The following is an 18128-nucleotide window of genomic DNA, read 5'->3' as shown; positions in this document are numbered from 1 at the left end:
GTCGTAAAGTCGGTGAACGCGGTGAACCTGATACACCGCGTTTGCAGGTTTTAGGGCCGCTGCGCGCCCCAGCGGGGGCAAGCCCCCTCGCCACAGTAAGCCCTCTCACCACATGGCCGATCTGCTGTTTTTTTTTGGCTCAGGCAGCAACCGGACTCGGGAATGCCTGATCGCCAATCGGTGCCTTGAGCAGCAGGAAATACGCCAGTGCCGAACACACCGCCACCACCGCGCTGATCATGAAGGCCGTGGAGAACGAGCCAGAGTATTGAATGCTGAAACCGGTGACGATGGGCGCGACGGAACCGGCGATGTAGCCGCCGAAATTCTGGATCGAACCAAACGACGCCACACGCCGTGTATCGACGATGGTATTGACGATCATCCAGGCCGAAGCGCTGGCCATGTTGATGCTGAACAGCGCCAGGCACAGCAGGATGATGCAACCGGTCAGGCCACTGACAAACGACAACGGCACAGTGAATGCCGCGGCCATCAACAGGCCACTGATCACGGTAAACTTGCGACCGCCAAGGATACCCATGCCGCGTTTGACCATAGCGTCACACACCCGCCCGGCCAGAATCGTCCCGAAGGCACCGAACAGATAGGCCAGGGAAACTACCCAGGCAGTCTGGTACAGATCCAGGCCGTGTTCACGCTGGAAATACCCCGGCAACCAGGTCAGGTGCAGCCACAGCATGTAGATCACGCCCATGAAGCCAAGCACTGCGCCCCAGGTGCTGCGGTGTTTGAACAGATCGAGCCAGTCGGCAAAGAACGAAGCTTTCGGCGCCGAGCGCTCGACAGTCGCTACCGGGGGCTTTTTCAGTGCCGGTGGCAGCTCGCCGCTGGCCTCCAGTTGGGCCAGGTACTGCGCCTTGCTTTTATAGAAGGCAAACCAGCACAGCCCCAGCACCAGGCCGATGACACCAGTGATGATGAACATCCCGCGCCAGCCGAAGTTGACCATGAACAGCGTCAACACCGGTGGCGCCAGGCAAGGTCCGACGCAGGTGGATGACCAGACGATCCCGGTGGGGGTGCCGCGCTCTTCAGCGTCGAACCACTCCGACAGGGCCTTGGCCGCCGAAGGAAACATCGGTGCCTCGCCTATACCCAGCAGGACCCGCAAGCCGAAAAATCCGCCGAAACTGGTAACCAGTCCCGACATCGATTGCGCGACCGACCAGGCGATCAATGAAGCGCCCAGGGCGATCTTGGTCCCCAGCCGATCGATGACCATGCCCAACGGCAACTGGGCAAAGGCATAGGCAAGGGAAAACGCCGAGAGCAGGATGCCCATTTGCGAAGGACTGATCATCATGTCCTTCTGGATCGAGGTGTTGGCAATCGACAAGGCACTGCGATCCAGGTAATTCACGATACCGATCAGCAGCAAAAAAATGACCGTCAGCGTTTGATACTTCTTGAGTGTTTTCATCGCGCTCTTTTTTATTATTGTGAAGCATGGAAACCAAACCAGCTGCGATCCTTCGGCGGCCCAGACCTTCATCCATTGAGCAACTGGCGTTCATTGAACAACATTGGAGTCAGGCTTGATGAGCGGTTACCGCCACCTGCAACAATCCGCGGCGGTTCAGGCTGTCGAGCAACGCCCGCACACCGAAGTCCCAGACCGGCGCCTGGTCACTGGTGGTGACCCGATTGCACAGCGTGCCCAAGTGGTCGTTGCTGATCGCGACGATATCGCCCTGCTTGTGGGTGAAACCGGCGCCGGGTTGATCGCGATCCTGTTTGGGGGCGAACAGCGTACCAAGAAACAGCACCAGGCCATCGGGGTACTGGTGGTTTTCGTTGAGGGTCTGCTGCACCAGGTCGACCGGGTCGCGGCTGATCTGGCGCATGGAGCTGCGACCTTCGAGCACGAAGCCATCCTCGCCCGTCACCCGCAAGTCCACTTCGGCCTGGCGCACGTCATCCAGGCTGAAGCTGTCATCGAACAAACGCAGGAATGGCCCCAACGCCGTCGAGGCATTGTTGTCCTTGGCCTTGGACAGCAGCAACGCGCTGCGACCTTCGAAGTCCCGCAGGTTGACGTCGTTGCCAAGCATCGCGCCGTGGATCCTGCCGCTGCTAGACACCGCCAGTACCACTTCCGGCTCCGGGTTGTTCCAGCTGGATTTGGGATGGATGCCGATCGCCGCACCATGACCCACTGCCGACAATGGCTGGGCCTTGGTGAAAATTTCCGCATCGGGACCAATCCCGACTTCCAGGTACTGCGACCACAATCCCTGCTCCACCAACACCGCACGCAACGCTTCAGCTTGTGCCGAACCGGGCACAATCTGCGACAGGTCGGCGCCGATCTGCGCGACCAGGGTATCGCGGATCGCCTCGGCCCGGGCCGGATCACCCTTGGCCTGCTCTTCGACCACTCGCTCGAGCATGCTCGCCGCAAAGGTCACGCCCGCGGCCTTGATCGCCTGCAGGTCAATCGGCGCCAACAGCCACGGCAGTTGTGCATCGCACTGCGCCGGGTCGCTGTTGTGCAGCAGCGCTTGCAGTTCGATCAGTGGCTCGGCCAGCGGCAGGCTGCGCAGCCAGCTCACCGGATCCTCCAGTTCCAGCAGCGCCGACACCGTCGCCACATGGGCGCTGATGTCGTACACCGCTGCGTTGTTCAACAGGACCACGGACGGCCCCAGGTCAGGCCGCCAGACGCGCCCGACCCAAGTCCCCTGGTCAAATACATGAGCATTCACGCCAAGGTCGAGGGAGCCAGGCGCAGCAGTTTTATTTTTCATCTCAGCACTCTATTTGTAGTGTCAGTGGTGATGTCAGTCAGGGCATCGCGGCTCAGTGAGTGAGCGGCGCGAGTTGCAGGGATTGGGCGGTGCGATTCAAATCGGCGAGCACCGCCTGCGATAGTTCAAGCCCGTCGCGCAGGCGCGCTTCGCGAAGCTTCAGCCCGGCCTGCCCCGGCAACCTGACCGGTCGTTGCGGGTCGACCGCGCGGCTTTCGAGAATCAGCCCACTGAGGAACGAGGTCTCCGCGGTGAAACTTTCCAGCCCGCCGAAAAACTCCGGATCAATCGCCATCACCGTGACCGAGGCGCCCCACTGCTGTGGAGCGTCCTTGCGACCATGTCCGGCGAGGGCCGAGGTCAGCGCTTCGACCAGAATTCCCAAGGCAAAACCCTTGTGCCCGAAAGCCTGCCCACCCAAGGGCAAAATGCTGCCCGGCGGGGTGGTGGAAAACGCTTCCGGGTCGTCGGTCAATTGTCCTGTGTTGGACATCACCACCGGATGCGGCAGTTTTTTCCCGGCCTGCCGGCATTGGCCGATCAGCCCCAGGGTAATGGTCGACATGCTGACATCCAGCAGAATCGGCGCGCCGTCGGTGGGGATCCCGGCGGCGATCGGGTTGGGTGTGTAGATCGGCTCGATCCCGCCATGGGCCGAGACCGACGCCACCGATGGATCGGAGCTGTAGATGATCGCCACCAAGCCCTGATCGGTGATCGGCTTGAGGTAGGCTGCCAGGCAGCCGATATGCGAGGAGCGACGGACTACCGCCATGCCCAGCCCGTGGACGGTGGCGGCTTGCACCGCAAAGTCCAGCGCCTTGCTGACGCAATACGGCCCCAGCACATAGTGGCCGTCGAACAGCCCCGCCCCCCCCCTGGCCGACAGCTGCTCGAACTTGCTCCCGTCGGCCTGGGCATCGCCGGCCAGGATTCCGGCGATGTAGCGGCTCACCAGGTTCACACCGTGGGTGTGATGCCCCAGCAGATCACCTTCGAGCAGGACCCGGGTCACCACCCGGGCTACCTCTGTGTCAGCCCCGGCCTTCTCGAACAGCTGCTGGATAAAGCCCAGCAGCGTTTGGTAGTCGTAACGTTTCGGATTGGGCATCTCAGTCATTTGCGCGGCTCCTTTCAATTGCGCTGCTCAATCCAGGGCCCGGGTGCTGATCTGGCCGTCCACCAGCCGGGCGATGCCCAGCGGATTGGCGTTTTTCAGCGGCTCGGGCAAGTGCGCGTCGGGAATATTCTGGTAGCACACCGGACGCAGGAAACGCTCGATGGCCAGGGTCCCCACTGAGGTACCCCGGGAGTCGGAGGTCGCCGGGTACGGTCCGCCGTGAACCATCGCATCGCAGACTTCGACGCCGGTCGGATAGCCGTTGAGCAGCACCCGGCCGACCCGCTGCTCGAGCAGCCCGAACAGTTCGGCAAAGACCGTCAGGTCAGTCTCTTCAGCCAGCAGCGTGGCCGTGAGCTGACCCTGCAACGCGCCTACCGCCTGTAGCAGTTCATCCTTGTCGGCGGCCAGGATCACGATGGTGCAAGGGCCGAAGACTTCTTCCTGGAGCAGGTGATCGTGCTCCAGCAAAAGACTGACATCGGCCTCGAACAATTGCGGCTGGGCCTGATTGCCCTGTTGTGGCTGACCGCTCAAATGCTTGATACCCGGATGGCCGAGCAACGCGTTCAAGCCATTGCCATAGCTGCGCAAGGTGCCGGCATTGAGCATGGTTTGCGCGGGTTGCTCGGCCATGTGACCGCGCAACTGCTCGACAAAACCGTCCATTTGCGGCGAGCGAATGCCCAGGACCAGGCCCGGGTTGGTGCAGAACTGGCCGCAGCCCTGGACCACCGAAGCGCTCAACTCTTTACCGATCGCCGCACTGCGCGCTTGCAGCGCCTTGGGCAAGACGATCACTGGGTTGATGCTCGACATCTCGGCGAACACCGGGATCGGTCGTGGGCGGGCGGCAGCCATGTCACACAGGGCACGTCCACCCTTGAGCGAGCCGGTGAAACCCACCGCCTGGATGCCCGGATGCTTGACCAGTGCCTCACCGACGCCCGAGCCGAAGATCATGTTGAACACCCCGGCCGGCATCGCGGTTTTTTCCGCGGCACGGATCAGCGCGGCGGCGACCCGCTCGGCGGTCGCCATATGTCCGCTGTGGGCCTTGAACACCACCGGGCAACCGGCCGCCAGCGCGGCCGCGGTATCGCCGCCGGCCGTAGAGAACGCCAGCGGGAAGTTGCTTGCACCGAACACCGCCACCGGGCCGACGGCGATCTTGTATTGGCGCAGGTCCGGACGTGGCAGCGGCGTGCGCTCAGGCAGTGCCTGATCGATCCGCGCGCCGTAGAAATCGCCGCGCCGCAGCACCTTGGCAAACAGCCGCATCTGGCCGCTGGTGCGACCGCGCTCACCCTGAATCCGCGCCGCCGGCAATGCCGTTTCGCGACAGGTCAGCGCCACCAGGTCATCGCCCAGCCCGTCGAGCTCGTCGGCGATTGCTTCAAGGAACTCCGCACGCCGGCTGGCCGGCAGGTTGCGAAACAGCGGATAAGCTTGCTCGGCCGCCAGTACCGCGGCGTCCACCTCGGCCAGCGTTGCCTGGTAAAAGGCCCCGGGCAATTGCTCGCCGGTGGAGGCATCGACGCTGTGCAGCAGGGTCTCGCCTTTGGCGCTGCGTTGACCGCCGATAAAGTTGTGTCCGGATACGCTCATATAAATCTCTTGCCTCATGAAATAGCAGCGCGATCGGGCCTGGGGCCCGCGGTGGCTCAAGGGCCTGCGCTGCTGTTACGGGAATGGGTGTCAAAGCCGAAATGGGATGCTCAGGTCACTGCGCCGATCTGCCAGGGCACGAATTCGTTCTGCCCATAACCGTGCAGCTCACTCTTGCTGCGTTCACCGGAAGCGATGCTCAGCATCAGCTCGAAGATGTGCGCACCGCGTTCCTCGATGCTGGTACTGCCGTCGGCAATGCCGCCGCAGTTCACATCCATGTCTTCTTCCTGGTGTTCGAACACCCGGTTGTTGGTCGCCAGCTTGATCGACGGCGCAGGCGCGCAGCCGTAGGCCGAACCGCGCCCGGTGGTAAAGGCGATCAGGTTGGCGCCCCCGGCCACCTGGCCGGTCGCCGATACCGGGTCGTAGCCAGGGGTGTCCATGAACACCAGGCCTTTGGCCCGCACCGCCTCGGCGTATTCGTAGACTTCGACCAGGTTGCTGGAACCGGCCTTGGCCACCGCGCCCAGGGATTTCTCGAGGATGGTGGTCAGGCCGCCGGCCTTGTTGCCGGCCGAAGGGTTGTTGTTGAGTTCGGCATTCATCCGCTGGCAGTACGCTTCCCACCAATGGATGCGGGCGATCAATTTTTCGCCCACCGCGCGGCTGACCGCGCGGCGGGTCAACAAGTGCTCGGCACCGTAGATTTCCGGGGTTTCCGAAAGAATCGCGCTGCCACCGGCGGCCACCAGGCGGTCCACCGCATTGCCCAATGCCGGGTTGGCGGTGATGCCCGAGTAACCGTCGGAGCCACCGCATTGCAGGCCGACAACCAGGTGCCGGGCACTGACTCGCTCGCGCTGCACCTGGTTGGCCTGGGCCAGCAGACCTTTGACTTGTTCGATGCCGCTGGCGATGGTTTTTGAAGTACCACCGATGCCCTGAATGGTGAATGCGCGCAGCTGCTCGCTTTTGACCAGGCCCTGAGTGGCGAGCAGATCCTCGATCTGGTTGGTTTCACAGCCCAGTCCGATGATCAGCACCGCGGCAAAATTGGGGTGTACCGCATAACCACCCAGGGTCCGCCGTAATAACCCCAAGGCTTCACCACTCGGGTCCACGGCGCAGCCCGCGCTGTGGGTCAGCGCCACCACCCCATCGACATTCGGGTAGGCCGCCAGCGCTTCGGGATGGATGTCCCGCCGAAAGTAATCGGCCACGGCCCGGGCCACAGTGGCGGAGCAATTCACCGAGGTCAGGATGCCGACATAATTGCGGGTCGCGACCCGCCCGTCAGCCCGCACGATGCCCTGGAAGAATGCCTCGGTCGTCGGCAGCTGATGGGCATCGACACCGAAGGCATAGTCACGGGAGAAATCACCCATTTCGACGTTCTGCACGTGCACATGCTCGCCGACTTCGATGGTCTGCGAAGCGAAGCCGATGATTTGCCCGTAACGGCGCAACGGCTGGCCCTTTTCGACTCGCACCGTCGCGACTTTGTGCCCGGAAGGAATCGTTTGCCGAACGGTGATCTGCTCCTGCTCCAGACGCAAACCTTCAGGCAGCATCTGGCGGGCGATCAGTACATTGTCCAGGGGATTGAGGCGGATAACGGCAGCACTGCTGTCGTAGGCCGGGGTTTTGGCAATCAGTTCCATGGAACCTCTCAGGGACGGTGATGCCCGGCGCTGACGTCAAGTCGCTGAGCTGACGGACGTCTGGTACCGGCGGGTAAGTTCTTGTTATTACAGGTTCGATCTGCACCGAACGGATCTGTAATCACTCTAGGGAGCTACCCGCACATTTCCCAATGAAAGGTTCCGATTGACTGATAACCCTGGGTTATCGAATCAGCCGAGAGCTGTGCTCAGATGATTTCTCGCCGTGCTCCTTGAGGTAACCCAGCAGTTTGCTCACCGCCGCCGACAAGGGTCGCGACTGGCGAGTCAGCAAGCCGATGTTGACCATGGAGATGGGCAACTCGACCGGCAGGATGGCGACCATGCCATAGCGCAGGTAATGCTCCGCCACGTCATTGGGGACCACGGCGATCATGTCCGAGGCTTCGATCATCGAAGTGGTCGCGAGGATCGAAGCGGTCTCGACGATGTCCAGGGTCTGCACCATGCCCCCGGCCTTCAGCGCGCTTTCCACCCGCCGGCGCATCGGGCTGCCGATCGGATGGAGGATCCAGGTCATCGGCACCAGGTCGGCCAGACTGAGTTTCCCGGCTGCGGCCAACGCGTGGCCCGGGCGCGCAATGACGCGCATCTGCTCGCCCTTTTCGAACAATTGAATATCCAGCCCCTGGCTGTCGATCTGGTCCGGCAGGCGTCCCAGCACCACGTCGAAATCGCCGCGAATCAATGCCGGCAGCAGCGTGTCGCTAGTGCCGACTTCAATGCAGATCCGCACTTTCGGGTTATCCGCCTTGAACGCCAGCACGCCACGGGTCAACAAAGTCGGCACTGGGCCCATCACCGTGCCGATGCGCACCAGCCCCGAAGCACCGCGTGCCAGCTCCGTCAGCTGGGCTTCGGCGTGCTCGAATTCATGAATCGCGCCCTGGGCGTAGCGAATCATCACCTCGCCGTACAGCGTCGGTTCCATGCCGCGCGGCAGGCGCTCGAACAGCTTGGCGTCGAGGCGCTCTTCCAACTGCTGCAGCAACAGGCTCGCCGCTGGCTGTGTGGTATGCATCGCGGCCGCCGCGCGGCGCAGGTTGCGAAACTCACCCAAGGCATTGAGCAGGGCAATCTGGCGACTGGAGATCTTCAGCGGGCTGAAGGTTTTCGGCGACACCGGGCTGGCGAGGGTCGGGATTTTCGGCTGATCTGACATATCAATTTTGATATCCATCTATACGAATCGACGATTATGCCTATATCACCGACCACCCTACAGTCGAGCTCCCAAGTGGTCACCAACAATAAAGAGTCCTCCATGAGCATTCGAATCACCCACCTGAGCGTTCGCGACATCCGTTTCCCTACTTCCCGGTCACTCGACGGCTCCGACGCGATGAACAGCGCACCGGACTATTCGGCGTCCTACGTGGTGCTGCACACCGACTCGGCACAAGGCCTGGAAGGCCATGGCCTGACCTTCACCATTGGTCGTGGCAATGAAATCTGCGTCGCCGCCGTGCAATCCCTGGCGCCGCTGATCGTCGGCCTGACCCTGGAAGAGATCACCGCCGACATGGGCGGCTTCTGGCACAACTTCACCGTCGGTGACAGCCAGTTGCGCTGGCTGGGCCCGGAAAAGGGTGTGATTCATCTGGCCACCGCCGCCATCGTCAATGCGGTCTGGGACCTGTGGGCCAAGGTCGAAGCCAAGCCGGTGTGGAAACTGCTGGCGGACATGACTCCAGAGCAACTGGTGGCCTGCCTGGACTTCAGCTACGTGACCGACGCCATCACCCCCGAAGAAGCCGTCGCCCTGCTGCGCCGTCAGGTCCCCGGCAAAGCCCAGCGTGAAGCCCAGATGCTGCGCGAAGGTTATCCCGGCTACACCACCGCTCCGGGCTGGCTGGGTTACTCGGAAGAGAAAATGCGTCGCCTGGCCCGCGAGGCCGTGGCCGATGGCTGGACCCACTTCAAGCAGAAAATCGGCGCCAATCTGGAAGACGACCTGCGCCGCGCGGCAATCCTGCGCGAAGAAATCGGCTGGGAGCGGACCTTGATGATGGATGCCAACCAGGTCTGGGGCGTCGATGAGACAGTGGCCAACATGCGCCGCCTCGCGGCATTCGACCCCTGGTGGATCGAAGAACCGACCAGCCCCGACGACATCCTCGGGCACGCGACCATTCGCCAGCGGATCGCCCCGATCGGCGTCGCCACCGGCGAGCACTGCCACAACCGGGTGATGTTCAAGCAAATGTTCCAGGCCAAGGCGCTGGACTTCTGCCAATTGGACGCGGCACGTCTGGGCGGCCTCAACGAAGTGCTGATCGTACTGCTGATGGCGGCCAAGTTCGAGGTGCCGGTATGCCCCCATGGCGGCGGCGTCGGCTTGTGCGAGTACGTGCAGAACATCTCGCTGTTCGATTACATCGCGGTATCCGGCTCGCTGCAGAATCGCGTGCTGGAATACGTCGACCATCTGCACGAGCACTTCCTCGAACCGGTAGTGATCCGCAACGGCCGCTACATGCCACCGCAGCGTCCTGGCTACAGCATTGAAATGACCGCCGAAACCCTGGAACGCTACCAGTACCCCAACGGCCCGGTGTGGCTGGACCTGGAGCAAGCCCCGAGCAACTGAGTTTCAGGTACGACTCGATTCTTAGGGGAGCGTTACCGCCTGAATCGCGGGCAAGCCCAAATGCCAGTCAGTGAAGGAAATGAGGTCTCTTGCAGGGGCGCACCTTTCGTTTAACTGACGGGCATTAGGGCAAGCCCGCTCCCGCTCTGATCTTATTCTGCCGAGATGCACCTGCCCGCATTAGGACTATAAAAATGACAATCCTAAATACTGCCGCAGTGGCTCAAGCCCCTGCTCTTGCCGATGAAAACCGCCTGACTAATCTGCTACTGCGCAAACTGATGCCACTGCTGGTAGTGGTTTACGTGATGAGCTTCCTCGATCGCACCAACATTGCCCTGGCCAAGGCCAGCATGGGCATCGACCTCGGGCTTTCCGCCGCGGCCTACGGACTGGGTGCGGGCTTGTTCTTTCTGACGTATGCGTTGTTCGAAGTGCCGAGCAACCTGATCATGCAGAAGGTCGGCGCGCGGTTCTGGATCACCCGCATCATGATCACCTGGGGCCTGCTCTCCACCGGCATGGCCTTCGTCCAGGGCGAGACCTCGTTCTACATCATGCGCCTGTTGCTGGGTGTGGCCGAAGCCGGTCTGTTTCCCGGGGTCATGCTCTACCTGACCTATTGGTTCAACCGCGAACAACGTGCGCGAGCCACCGGGTATTTTCTGCTCGGGGTGTGCCTGGCGAATATTCTCAGCGGTCCGTTGGGTGGCGCGCTGTTGCAACTCGATGGCTGGCTCGGCTGGCATGGCTGGCAGTGGCTGTTCGTGCTCGAAGGCCTGCCTGCGGTAGCGCTGGCTTACGTGGTGTGGAAAAAATTGCCCGACGACCCCTCCTCCGCGCCCTGGCTTTCGAAGGCCGACGCGAGGACAATCGAAGCGCAGCTGAACGCCGAAAAAGCCGCCTCGCCTCAACAAAGCCGGTTGAGTCAGATGCTGCGCGACAAGCAGATATGGTTGGCGATCGTCGTCTACTTCGTACATCAGATCACCATCTACACCGTGATCTTCTTCCTGCCCGGCATCATCGGCACCTACGGTGCATTGTCGCCGCTGCAGATCGGTCTGCTGACCTCGGTGCCATGGATCGCCGCCGCCATCGGCGCAGCGACTTTCCCGCGCCTGGCCACTTCGCCCCAGCGTTGCCGGGGGATTCTGTTCTTCGGCCTGTTGACCATGTCCGCCGGCTTGCTGCTGGCCTCGTTCGCCAACTCGTTCATCGGCCTGGTCGGCTTTTCCATGACCGCGCTGATGCTGTTCGTGGTGCAGTCGATCATCTTTGTCTTCCCCTCCAGTCGCCTGAGCGGTACCGCCCTGGCTGGCGGTCTGGCGTTCGTTACCACCTGCGGTTTGCTCGGCGGATTTGTCGGGCCGTCGGTGATGGGTCTGATCGAACAGGCAACCGGCAGCACCCGCAATGGCTTGCTGGTGATTGCAGGTCTGCTGGTAGTGGCGGCGCTGGTGAGCACCCGGTTGCGTCAGGGCCAGGAAGAATAACCGCGCAACAGTTGCGGCCATGAAAGATCGCAGGCTGCGCCAGCTCCTACGCCGTCCGTGTACACCTGCAAATATCGTGGGTGTCCGCAATCCCCTGTAGGAGCTGCCGCAGGCTGCGATCTTTTGATCTTGATCTTCGACGGTCTTCAAAATCGCCAAAAGATTGCAGCCCCACCCAGGTTGAAGCCGCGCTACGAACGCTCGTTCAGTAATTCATCCTCAAGCCACTGAATCAGCGCTCGAGTCTCTGGCCGATCGGCTCCGGCGTAGCGCTGGTACACCGATATCGCCTGAGGCAAAGGCACGCTCTGCGCACATGGCCTCACCAGTGCGCCACTGTCGATAAGCCTGCTGGCTGTTCGGCGCCAGCCCATCGCGATGCCATGTCCCTCGACGGCGGCCTGGAGCATCAGGGGATAGCTGTCAAAAAACCTGTCCTTCGCCTGGTTACCCAAGGAAGCTCCAAAGGTGCCCAGCCAACTGTCCCATTCCATCAAATGGGGTGGCGTCGCACGATGATGCAACAGCGTGTGCCGGGGTATGTCGGCAATATCCAGCAGCTGCCCATGAGCCACCAGGTAAGCCGGGCTGCACACCGGAAATACTTCATCGGAGGCGGTGAATGCCAACACATGCAAGCCACTGGCGCGCCCGGTACTTTGCAGGGCTACGTCGAAGTGCTCGGTGAATTCTGTCAGTGGTTTGGTCGATGTCGCAACCTGGATTTCGATTTCCGGGTGAAGCTGATGAAACCTTGAAAGACGCGGCATCAACCAATAGAACGCTTCACACAACTGACAGAGTAGAACCACCCGATTCTTGCGCGGCTCGCCACGCAGGGCCTCGGCACCAGAACTGATGCTGTGCAAGGCATCGCTCACCACCCGCCCCAGTTCTCGCCCTTCCTGCGTGAGAAAAACCGCGCGATTGCGTCGGCAAAAGAGCGTGACCCCAAGATTGACTTCAAGCCCACGAATCTGCCGACTTATAGCCGCTTGGGTGATGTGCAGTTCATCAGCGGCCCTGGAAAAGCTTTCCAGTCGGGCAGCGGCTTCGAACGGCAGCAAGCTGGAAAGTGGCGGCAAGGATTTACCGAGCGTATTCATAATCTGAGGTTATGTATTCAAGACCGAGAACTCGTTTGTAGCACAGATCCTGCGCTGTGCACCATGGGGCTCATGCCACTCGCGGACGAGCGTTCCATGACTACAGATACTTCAAAAACAGCCATCGGAGTCGCTCTGGCGGTATTCGCGACTTTGAGCTGGGCACTGAATTTCATTGCGCCCTACGTCACCGGTGGCTACAGCATCTATGACTTGATGGCCCTGCGCTTTTTGTTTGCCGGGGTACTCGGACTACTTATCGTCGGGGTCTATTGGGCTCAAGTCCGACTATTGCGCGCAGATCAGTGGTTGCGTGCGCTCGGTCTGGGGGCCATGGGCTACCTGGGATACAGCACCTGTATTGCCGCCGGCGTTATTATTGCCGGGCCATTACTGACTCCAGCACTGATTGGCATGGTCCCGGTGTTGCTGGCACTGCTCGGCAATGCTCGGAGCAAGACCCTGGCATGGCGGCGGTTGGCGACACCGCTGGCTTTTCTGGCGAGTGGCCTGCTGCTCACCAATCTGAGCGCAATAAACCAGCCGGGGGTATCGTCAGGCTCTTTCCTGACAGGCCTGATCTTCTCGCTGCTGGCCGTTGTTTTGTGGATAGTCTTCAGTCTGCTCAATCAAGGCGCGCTGGAAAAAATCCCGCCGAGCGCTACCGCTGCATGGACCGGACTGATGATGACGGGTGGCGCAATCGGCACCTTGGGCCTGCTCCCCCTTGGCTTGGCACTGGAGGTTTTCAAGCTGCCGTCGCTGGGGTTCGGCTTCGCCAGCGCCGGGCATTTATATGCCTGGGCACTGCTGATCGCGGTGCTGTGTTCATTGATTGGCGCGTGGGCCTGGAACCTGGCTTCGCGCTATCTGCCGATGGTACTTTCAGGGCAACTTATTGCCCTTGAGTCACTGTTCGCGACCCTTCTGGGACTGATTTTTCATGGCCGCTTACCAACGTTTCCGGAAGCGCTGGGCCTGGTCGCGGTGTTGACAGGCGCGGTCCTGGCGGTGCGGGTCATCCTCGCGCCCCTTGGCAGTCGGGTTGTGTGCCTGAAAACGCAATCGCCGGCCGATCTGCACAAAAATTGACAATAATCATTATTATTCGCAAGAAAGCTTCCTAGACTCGGACTCCTACTTGTCAGTGCCCAGGAAGACCTCATGCGTACCACCTTTTCGCTGTCTCTCGCCGTGCTGTTGCTAGCTCCCCTGGCTCAGGCCAAGGAGTATCCAATCGGCGAGCCGCAATTATGTCCTGGGCTGGAAGTTGCGGCGGTGTATCTGCAGCCGATCGAGATGGCGCCTGCCGGTATGATGCGCGCCACCGCGGATTCCGACGTGCATCTGGAAGCCGACATCCGCGCCACCGCGGACAATCGACAGGGCTTTCAGGAAGGCAGTTTCGTGCCCTACTTGAATGTCTCTTTCAACCTGAAAAAGCAGGGCAGCGAGACCGAACTCAAAGGCGACTTCCATGCCATGGTGGCCAATGACGGTCCGCACTACGGCGACAATGTGAAGCTGCTCGGCCCGGGCAAATACCAACTGACCTTCAGCGTCCTGCCACCCGCCGGCCATAGTTCCCTCGGTCGCCACACCGACAAGGAAACCGGTGTCGCGCCGTGGTTCGAGCGCTGTGAGCTGCACTACGAATTCATTTACGCCGGCATCGGTAAAAAAGGCGGCTATTGAATGAACCGCATGCCGTCGACCCATCGCGGTCGGTCAAGGTTTGCCTGTGCTCACCCGCGTCTTGCCTGGCTGCTGCTGGCCTGGGCGATCACGCCATTGGCCGCCCAGGCCCAATTGCCGACCTATGAGCTGACCATGCGCGACGGGCACTTCACCCCGGCATTGCTGGAGGTGCCGGCCGGGCAACGTTTCAAGATCGTCCTGAAAAACATCGGCCAGGGGCCGGCAGAGTTCGAGAGCACGCCTTTGCGGGTGGAAAAAGTCCTGTCGCCGGGGGTGACCACCTTCGTGGTCATTCACCCCTTGCGACCCGGTCATTATCCGTTCTTCGACGAATTCAATCTGCAATTGCCTGAGGGCGGCATCCTCGCCAAATAACCGGGTCGTCCACGGAGCTTTCCTTCAAGGAGCTTTCCATGAATCAATCAATGTTCATCGTCTGGCGCGAAAGCGTCGAGGCGCTGCTGGTGATCGGCATTCTCCAGGCCTGGGTCAGCCAGCAAAGCCAGGGCAATCGTCTGGTCCGATACCTGTGGGCCGGCGTGGTGCTGGGGTTGATGCTTTCGGGGTTGTTGGCGGTGCTAATTCTGTTTGCCGGCGAGGCCATGAGCGGCTCGGCCAGCGAATGGTTCCAGGCTGCGCTGGCGCTGGTTGCCAGTTTGCTGATCGTGCAAATGGTTGGCTGGATGCACCACCACGCCCGGACCCTCAAGCAGGATCTGCGCCGCCACGCCGACAGCCATCTGGCCCGGCAAGGCGGCCTCGGCCTGTTGCTGCTGGCGATGCTCGCGGTCAGCCGTGAAGGCAGCGAAACCGTGGTGTTTCTGTATGGCGCCGGAGCTCAGTTGCGCGGCCCGCAACTGGGTTTGTTCGCCGTCGGCGGGCTGGCGGGACTGGTGCTGGCGGGGTTGACCGTCTATCTGCTGCAGAGCAGCCGCCGGTTCATTTCATGGCCCAGATTTTTTGCCCTCAGCGAAGCCCTGCTGCTGATGCTCGGCGCGGCATTACTGGTCAGAGGCATCGAGCGCGTCGGCGGGCAATTGCTTGCCCTGGATGTGCCGGAGATGGTCTATAGCGTGTTTGGCGAAGCCCTTTGGGACAGCAGCGCGTTGCTCAGCGACAGCCACGGCCCGGGCAGTTTCCTCGCTGGCTTTGCCGGTTATCGAGCGACCCCAAGTGCTGCGACCTTGCTGGTGTTGATTGGTTACTGGCTGATCGTCGGCGGCTGGTTGCGCCAGCATCCGGTGGAAAAAGTCCCATGCCCGAGCTGAGTCGGCGCAACCTCTGGCTGCAGCGCCTGGGCGACGGGATGCGCCGTCATGCGCAGCTGATTCGTGCCGTGCAGTGGCTGGTGGTACTGATCTACGGGTTACTGTTGTTGCTACCGGCGCTGCTGCCACTGCCGGACAGCCAGGCACGAATCTTCGACAACCTGACCCTGCTCGCGCAGTTTCTGTTCTGGGGCATCTGGTGGCCGTTCGTGCTGCTGTCGATTGTGCTGTTCGGCCGCCTCTGGTGCGGCGTGCTATGCCCGGAAGGTTCGCTGAGCGAATGGGCCAGCCACTACGGCAAAGGCCTGGGCGTACCGCGCTGGCTGCGCTGGGGCGGCTGGCCAACCCTGGCGTTCTGCCTGACCACCCTCTACGGCCAGTTGATTAGCGTCTATGACTACGCCCAGGCCGCGCTGCTGATACTGGGTGGCTCGACGGTCGCAGCAGTCATCGTCGGCCTGCTGTTCGCCCGCGGCAAGCGGGTCTGGTGCCGTTACCTGTGCCCGGTCAGCGGAGTCTTCGCCCTGCTCGCCCGCCTGGCTCCGGTACATTTTCAGGTGGATGAACAACGCTGGCTGGAAAATCCCGCGCCAAGACTGCCACCACCCAACTGCGCACCCTTGCTCGATATCCGACGCATGCAAGGCGCAAGCGACTGTCACGCCTGCGGACGCTGCAGCGGCCAACGCGGCGCGGTGCAATTGATCGCCCGCTCCAGCAACCAGGAAATCCTGCAGTCCAGCGCACGCACCCTATCGGTCTGGGATGCACGCTTGCTGCTGTTCGGCGTGATCGGCCTGGCCATGGGCGGATTTCAGTGGACCGTCAGCCCCTGGTTCGTCGCCCTCAAACAACAGCTCGCCTCATGGCTGATCGAACAAGACCTGCTCTGGCCCTTGCAAGACAATGCCCCCTGGTGGTTCCTCACCCACTACCCGCAACTCAACGACAGCTTCAGCTGGCTCGACGGCTTCAGCATCGTCGCCTACCTGGGCTTGAGCTCGCTGCTGCTGGGCACGGCCTTGCTGATTCTGTTGCGACTGACGGCGCGGCTGGCGGGAAATCCGGCGCTCTACTTGCCCCTGGCCCTAACCCTTACACCCATTGGCGGTGCCGGGCTGTTTCTTGGGCTGTCGGCGACCACCGTGAAATTGCTGCGCTATGAGGGCTTGCTGCTGGAGTGGGTGCAGCCGGCCAGGGCGTTGTTGTTGATGGCGGCGATGGGTTGGAGTCTGGTGTTGGGGTGGAAGGTGCTGAGTCGTGAGGACGTGTCGTTGGCTCGGCGGCTGGCGGGCAGTGGGTGCCTGTTATTGGCTAATGGGTTGGTGGGGTATGGTTGGTGGTTGCAGTTTTGGGGGTGGTAGCAGCGTCTACCGCCCCAAACGCCTAACCCTTCAAAACGTCGATTTTCCATCCAGATTTCCCTATGCCGAAGCGGATGACGCAGGCGTTAGCACCGTGCACCACAATTTTTCATCGGAAATGCCATCCCCACTGAAGACGAAGTGCGGCTGTCCACTACTGCGAATTTCCTCCACCGCGGCGGCGATCGCCAGCCACGGCGCCGAAACACCCGGCAGCCCCAGTGACGCCCCAATGTTATGCAGCCCCTGACCCGCTTTCACTGGCATCGGTATCTCGCTCAAAACCGTAGTGATTGCCGCCTCTCGTACCGAGCAGACACCCGACAGCCAGACGTGCCGGACGGCTTCGGCGTCCAGCGTCGCCCAATCCAGCGCCTGGCGTACGGCATAACGCAAATCCTCGGCCGTTGCCTCACGCTCCTGTTCGGGACGGTACAGGTAAGCCAGGGGTTCAAGCGTGTTTTGCATCAGCCGATTGCCAAACAACAGCCCAACCACTGATTCCGCGGTTTCCTCGGGCTGTGATGGCGCTACTTGCAGGGCCACCACCAGCAACAACGCCTGATCGTGAATGCGTTGATCCAGCCAATGATCCACCGCTGCCAGCCCGTTGCCGTCCAACAGCGTGGTCCTCTGTCTGATGCCCGATGCGCTCCAGGCCTGTTGCCAGATGTCGTGCATGTCATCTTCCGCCACTGCACTATTGGCCTGCAGTAACAAAGCCAGCGGCCTGTCCGCCGGGAGTACCGCCAATGTAGTCGCCAGTTCCGCCAGTACCTTCGATAGCACCTGCAGCAACAACTTCTCGGGCAAATCGGCACCCGCTCGTGACAAGCGGCTATGGCGCATTGGACTGTCCTGCCAGGAAGGTTGAGTCCGCAAGGCCGATTCACCACTGAGCAAGACCGATAACTGCGCCTGCCCATCCTGGGCATCCGGCTCACGCATCGCGGTGTGCAGACTGACGGCCAGTACCTGTTGCGATCGTCGTCCCTGACGCATTTTTTGGATCAGGTCCTGTTCGCGCGCTTGATCCCAACCCTCAGCCATGGTCACCTCCCAGAGATAGACCATCGCCCGCAGACAACCCAGCAAACACCAGACCAGAAACGGCAGCCCCAAGGCGGTGGCCCAGAACCGAACCGGCTGCTGAGCAAGCACTTCATCACCCAGCCACAGCGTCACCCCAAGACCCAGCGCCAGGCACAACGGACACAGCAGCAACCAGACCCAGAAACGTGGTAGTTCCGGGCTTGGGGCCGGCGCCGGAAGCCTATCCAACCTGACCGGCATCAGCTTGCAACCGCTTCTGGCAAGGACAAAATCAAGGCACGACCGCAGGCACATCGGTGCATGTGAAAGGCGATAGATACACCATTGTCATGAAACGTTGGGTGGCCTTCGGCAATCATTGTCGGGCCA

At 61.5% G+C, this 18128-nt stretch carries 16 protein-coding genes; 7 read left to right on the top strand and 9 right to left on the bottom strand.

All coding sequences use genetic code 11. From position 1 onward, the window contains the following. Positions 1 to 139: 139 nt before the first annotated feature. The 6 genes from ACA064_RS10610 to ACA064_RS10585 form a co-directional block, all read right to left on the bottom strand. Entirely contained in the window at positions 140 to 1444 is a 1305-nt protein-coding gene (locus ACA064_RS10610) for an MFS transporter (RefSeq protein WP_497673308.1), read from the bottom strand. 109 nt (positions 1445 to 1553) lie between these two features. Further along, complete coding sequence (locus tag ACA064_RS10605; RefSeq protein ID WP_497673307.1) at positions 1554 to 2771, bottom strand: fumarylacetoacetate hydrolase family protein; 1218 nt, start codon at positions 2769 to 2771, stop codon at positions 1554 to 1556. A gap of 52 nt (positions 2772 to 2823) precedes the next feature. Beyond that, positions 2824 to 3882, bottom strand: coding sequence for an Ldh family oxidoreductase (locus ACA064_RS10600; protein WP_497674217.1), 1059 nt, complete (start codon positions 3880 to 3882; stop codon positions 2824 to 2826). Positions 3883 to 3918: 36 nt separating this feature from the next. Beyond that, positions 3919 to 5499, bottom strand: coding sequence for an aldehyde dehydrogenase (NADP(+)) (locus ACA064_RS10595; RefSeq protein ID WP_497673306.1), 1581 nt, complete (start codon positions 5497 to 5499; stop codon positions 3919 to 3921). A gap of 110 nt (positions 5500 to 5609) precedes the next feature. Continuing rightward, the gene (locus ACA064_RS10590) at positions 5610 to 7163 is read right to left on the bottom strand and encodes a UxaA family hydrolase (RefSeq protein ID WP_497673305.1); all 1554 of its coding nucleotides are present in this window, start codon (positions 7161 to 7163) and stop codon (positions 5610 to 5612) included. Between the two features lie 184 nt (positions 7164 to 7347). Beyond that, positions 7348 to 8364, bottom strand: a complete 1017-nt coding sequence (locus ACA064_RS10585; protein ID WP_497673304.1) for a LysR family transcriptional regulator — start codon at positions 8362 to 8364, stop codon at positions 7348 to 7350. Between the two features lie 84 nt (positions 8365 to 8448). Here ACA064_RS10585 and ACA064_RS10580 point away from each other — a divergent pair, with 84 nt between their 5' ends. Both ACA064_RS10580 and ACA064_RS10575 read left to right on the top strand, forming a co-directional pair. Next, positions 8449 to 9774 (top strand): L-fuconate dehydratase, encoded by a 1326-nt coding sequence (locus tag ACA064_RS10580; protein WP_497673303.1) that lies wholly within the window; start codon positions 8449 to 8451, stop codon positions 9772 to 9774. 194 nt (positions 9775 to 9968) lie between these two features. Continuing rightward, positions 9969 to 11270: an MFS transporter gene (locus ACA064_RS10575; RefSeq protein ID WP_497673302.1), complete on the top strand. Its 1302-nt coding sequence runs from the start codon at positions 9969 to 9971 to the stop codon at positions 11268 to 11270. 191 nt (positions 11271 to 11461) lie between these two features. On the opposite strand, the gene ACA064_RS10570 is transcribed toward ACA064_RS10575, so the two are convergent. Further along, positions 11462 to 12376, bottom strand: coding sequence for a LysR substrate-binding domain-containing protein (locus ACA064_RS10570; RefSeq protein WP_497673301.1), 915 nt, complete (start codon positions 12374 to 12376; stop codon positions 11462 to 11464). Between the two features lie 96 nt (positions 12377 to 12472). Here ACA064_RS10570 and ACA064_RS10565 point away from each other — a divergent pair, with 96 nt between their 5' ends. From ACA064_RS10565 to ACA064_RS10545, 5 genes are all read left to right on the top strand, one after another. Next, positions 12473 to 13468 carry a DMT family transporter gene (locus tag ACA064_RS10565; RefSeq protein WP_497673300.1) on the top strand — a complete coding sequence of 332 codons (996 nt, stop codon included), beginning with the start codon at positions 12473 to 12475 and terminating at the stop codon, positions 13466 to 13468. A 72-nt stretch (positions 13469 to 13540) separates the two neighbouring features. Next, the gene (locus tag ACA064_RS10560; protein WP_497673299.1) at positions 13541 to 14071 is read left to right on the top strand and encodes an iron transporter; all 531 of its coding nucleotides are present in this window, start codon (positions 13541 to 13543) and stop codon (positions 14069 to 14071) included. Positions 14072 to 14080: 9 nt separating this feature from the next. Continuing rightward, the gene (locus ACA064_RS10555) at positions 14081 to 14449 is read left to right on the top strand and encodes a cupredoxin domain-containing protein (protein WP_497674216.1); all 369 of its coding nucleotides are present in this window, start codon (positions 14081 to 14083) and stop codon (positions 14447 to 14449) included. Between the two features lie 38 nt (positions 14450 to 14487). Continuing rightward, positions 14488 to 15342 (top strand): FTR1 family iron permease, encoded by an 855-nt coding sequence (locus ACA064_RS10550; RefSeq protein ID WP_497673298.1) that lies wholly within the window; start codon positions 14488 to 14490, stop codon positions 15340 to 15342. Beyond that, positions 15330 to 16706, top strand: a complete 1377-nt coding sequence (locus ACA064_RS10545; RefSeq protein WP_497673297.1) for a 4Fe-4S binding protein — start codon at positions 15330 to 15332, stop codon at positions 16704 to 16706. Before ACA064_RS10550 ends, ACA064_RS10545 begins: the two co-directional genes overlap by 13 nt. Positions 16707 to 16766: 60 nt before the next feature. On the opposite strand, the gene ACA064_RS10540 is transcribed toward ACA064_RS10545, so the two are convergent. Together ACA064_RS10540 and ACA064_RS10535 are read right to left on the bottom strand one after the other, a co-directional pair. After that, positions 16767 to 17999, bottom strand: a complete 1233-nt coding sequence (locus ACA064_RS10540) for a KPHS_23130 family T6SS system protein (RefSeq protein WP_497673296.1) — start codon at positions 17997 to 17999, stop codon at positions 16767 to 16769. Continuing rightward, on the bottom strand, positions 17999 to 18118 hold the full coding sequence (locus ACA064_RS10535) for a hypothetical protein (protein ID WP_497674215.1): 120 nt from the start codon (positions 18116 to 18118) through the stop codon (positions 17999 to 18001). Before ACA064_RS10535 ends, ACA064_RS10540 begins: the two co-directional genes overlap by 1 nt. Positions 18119 to 18128 lie beyond the last annotated feature (10 nt).

It is taken from the genome of Pseudomonas sp. LBUM1658 (assembly GCF_059716055.1).
Note: the sequence above shows the minus strand (reverse complement) of the source record. Positions and strands in the feature narration are given on the sequence as shown.

Excerpts from the sequence above, each read along its gene's own strand:
- ACA064_RS10610 (WP_497673308.1), bottom strand. The coding sequence starts at position 1,444 with ATGAAAACACTCAAGAAGTATCAAACGCTGACGGTCATTTTTTTGCTG.
- ACA064_RS10605 (WP_497673307.1), bottom strand. The coding sequence starts at position 2,771 with ATGAAAAATAAAACTGCTGCGCCTGGCTCCCTCGACCTTGGCGTGAAT.
- ACA064_RS10600 (WP_497674217.1), bottom strand. The coding sequence starts at position 3,882 with ATGCCCAATCCGAAACGTTACGACTACCAAACGCTGCTGGGCTTTATC.
- ACA064_RS10595 (WP_497673306.1), bottom strand. The coding sequence starts at position 5,499 with ATGAGCGTATCCGGACACAACTTTATCGGCGGTCAACGCAGCGCCAAA.
- ACA064_RS10590 (WP_497673305.1), bottom strand. The coding sequence starts at position 7,163 with ATGGAACTGATTGCCAAAACCCCGGCCTACGACAGCAGTGCTGCCGTT.
- ACA064_RS10585 (WP_497673304.1), bottom strand. The coding sequence starts at position 8,364 with ATGGATATCAAAATTGATATGTCAGATCAGCCGAAAATCCCGACCCTC.
- ACA064_RS10580 (WP_497673303.1), top strand. The coding sequence starts at position 8,449 with ATGAGCATTCGAATCACCCACCTGAGCGTTCGCGACATCCGTTTCCCT.
- ACA064_RS10575 (WP_497673302.1), top strand. The coding sequence starts at position 9,969 with ATGACAATCCTAAATACTGCCGCAGTGGCTCAAGCCCCTGCTCTTGCC.
- ACA064_RS10570 (WP_497673301.1), bottom strand. The coding sequence starts at position 12,376 with ATGAATACGCTCGGTAAATCCTTGCCGCCACTTTCCAGCTTGCTGCCG.
- ACA064_RS10565 (WP_497673300.1), top strand. The coding sequence starts at position 12,473 with ATGACTACAGATACTTCAAAAACAGCCATCGGAGTCGCTCTGGCGGTA.
- ACA064_RS10560 (WP_497673299.1), top strand. The coding sequence starts at position 13,541 with ATGCGTACCACCTTTTCGCTGTCTCTCGCCGTGCTGTTGCTAGCTCCC.
- ACA064_RS10555 (WP_497674216.1), top strand. The coding sequence starts at position 14,081 with ATGCCGTCGACCCATCGCGGTCGGTCAAGGTTTGCCTGTGCTCACCCG.
- ACA064_RS10550 (WP_497673298.1), top strand. The coding sequence starts at position 14,488 with ATGAATCAATCAATGTTCATCGTCTGGCGCGAAAGCGTCGAGGCGCTG.
- ACA064_RS10545 (WP_497673297.1), top strand. The coding sequence starts at position 15,330 with ATGCCCGAGCTGAGTCGGCGCAACCTCTGGCTGCAGCGCCTGGGCGAC.
- ACA064_RS10540 (WP_497673296.1), bottom strand. The coding sequence starts at position 17,999 with ATGCCGGTCAGGTTGGATAGGCTTCCGGCGCCGGCCCCAAGCCCGGAA.
- ACA064_RS10535 (WP_497674215.1), bottom strand. The coding sequence starts at position 18,118 with ATGATTGCCGAAGGCCACCCAACGTTTCATGACAATGGTGTATCTATC.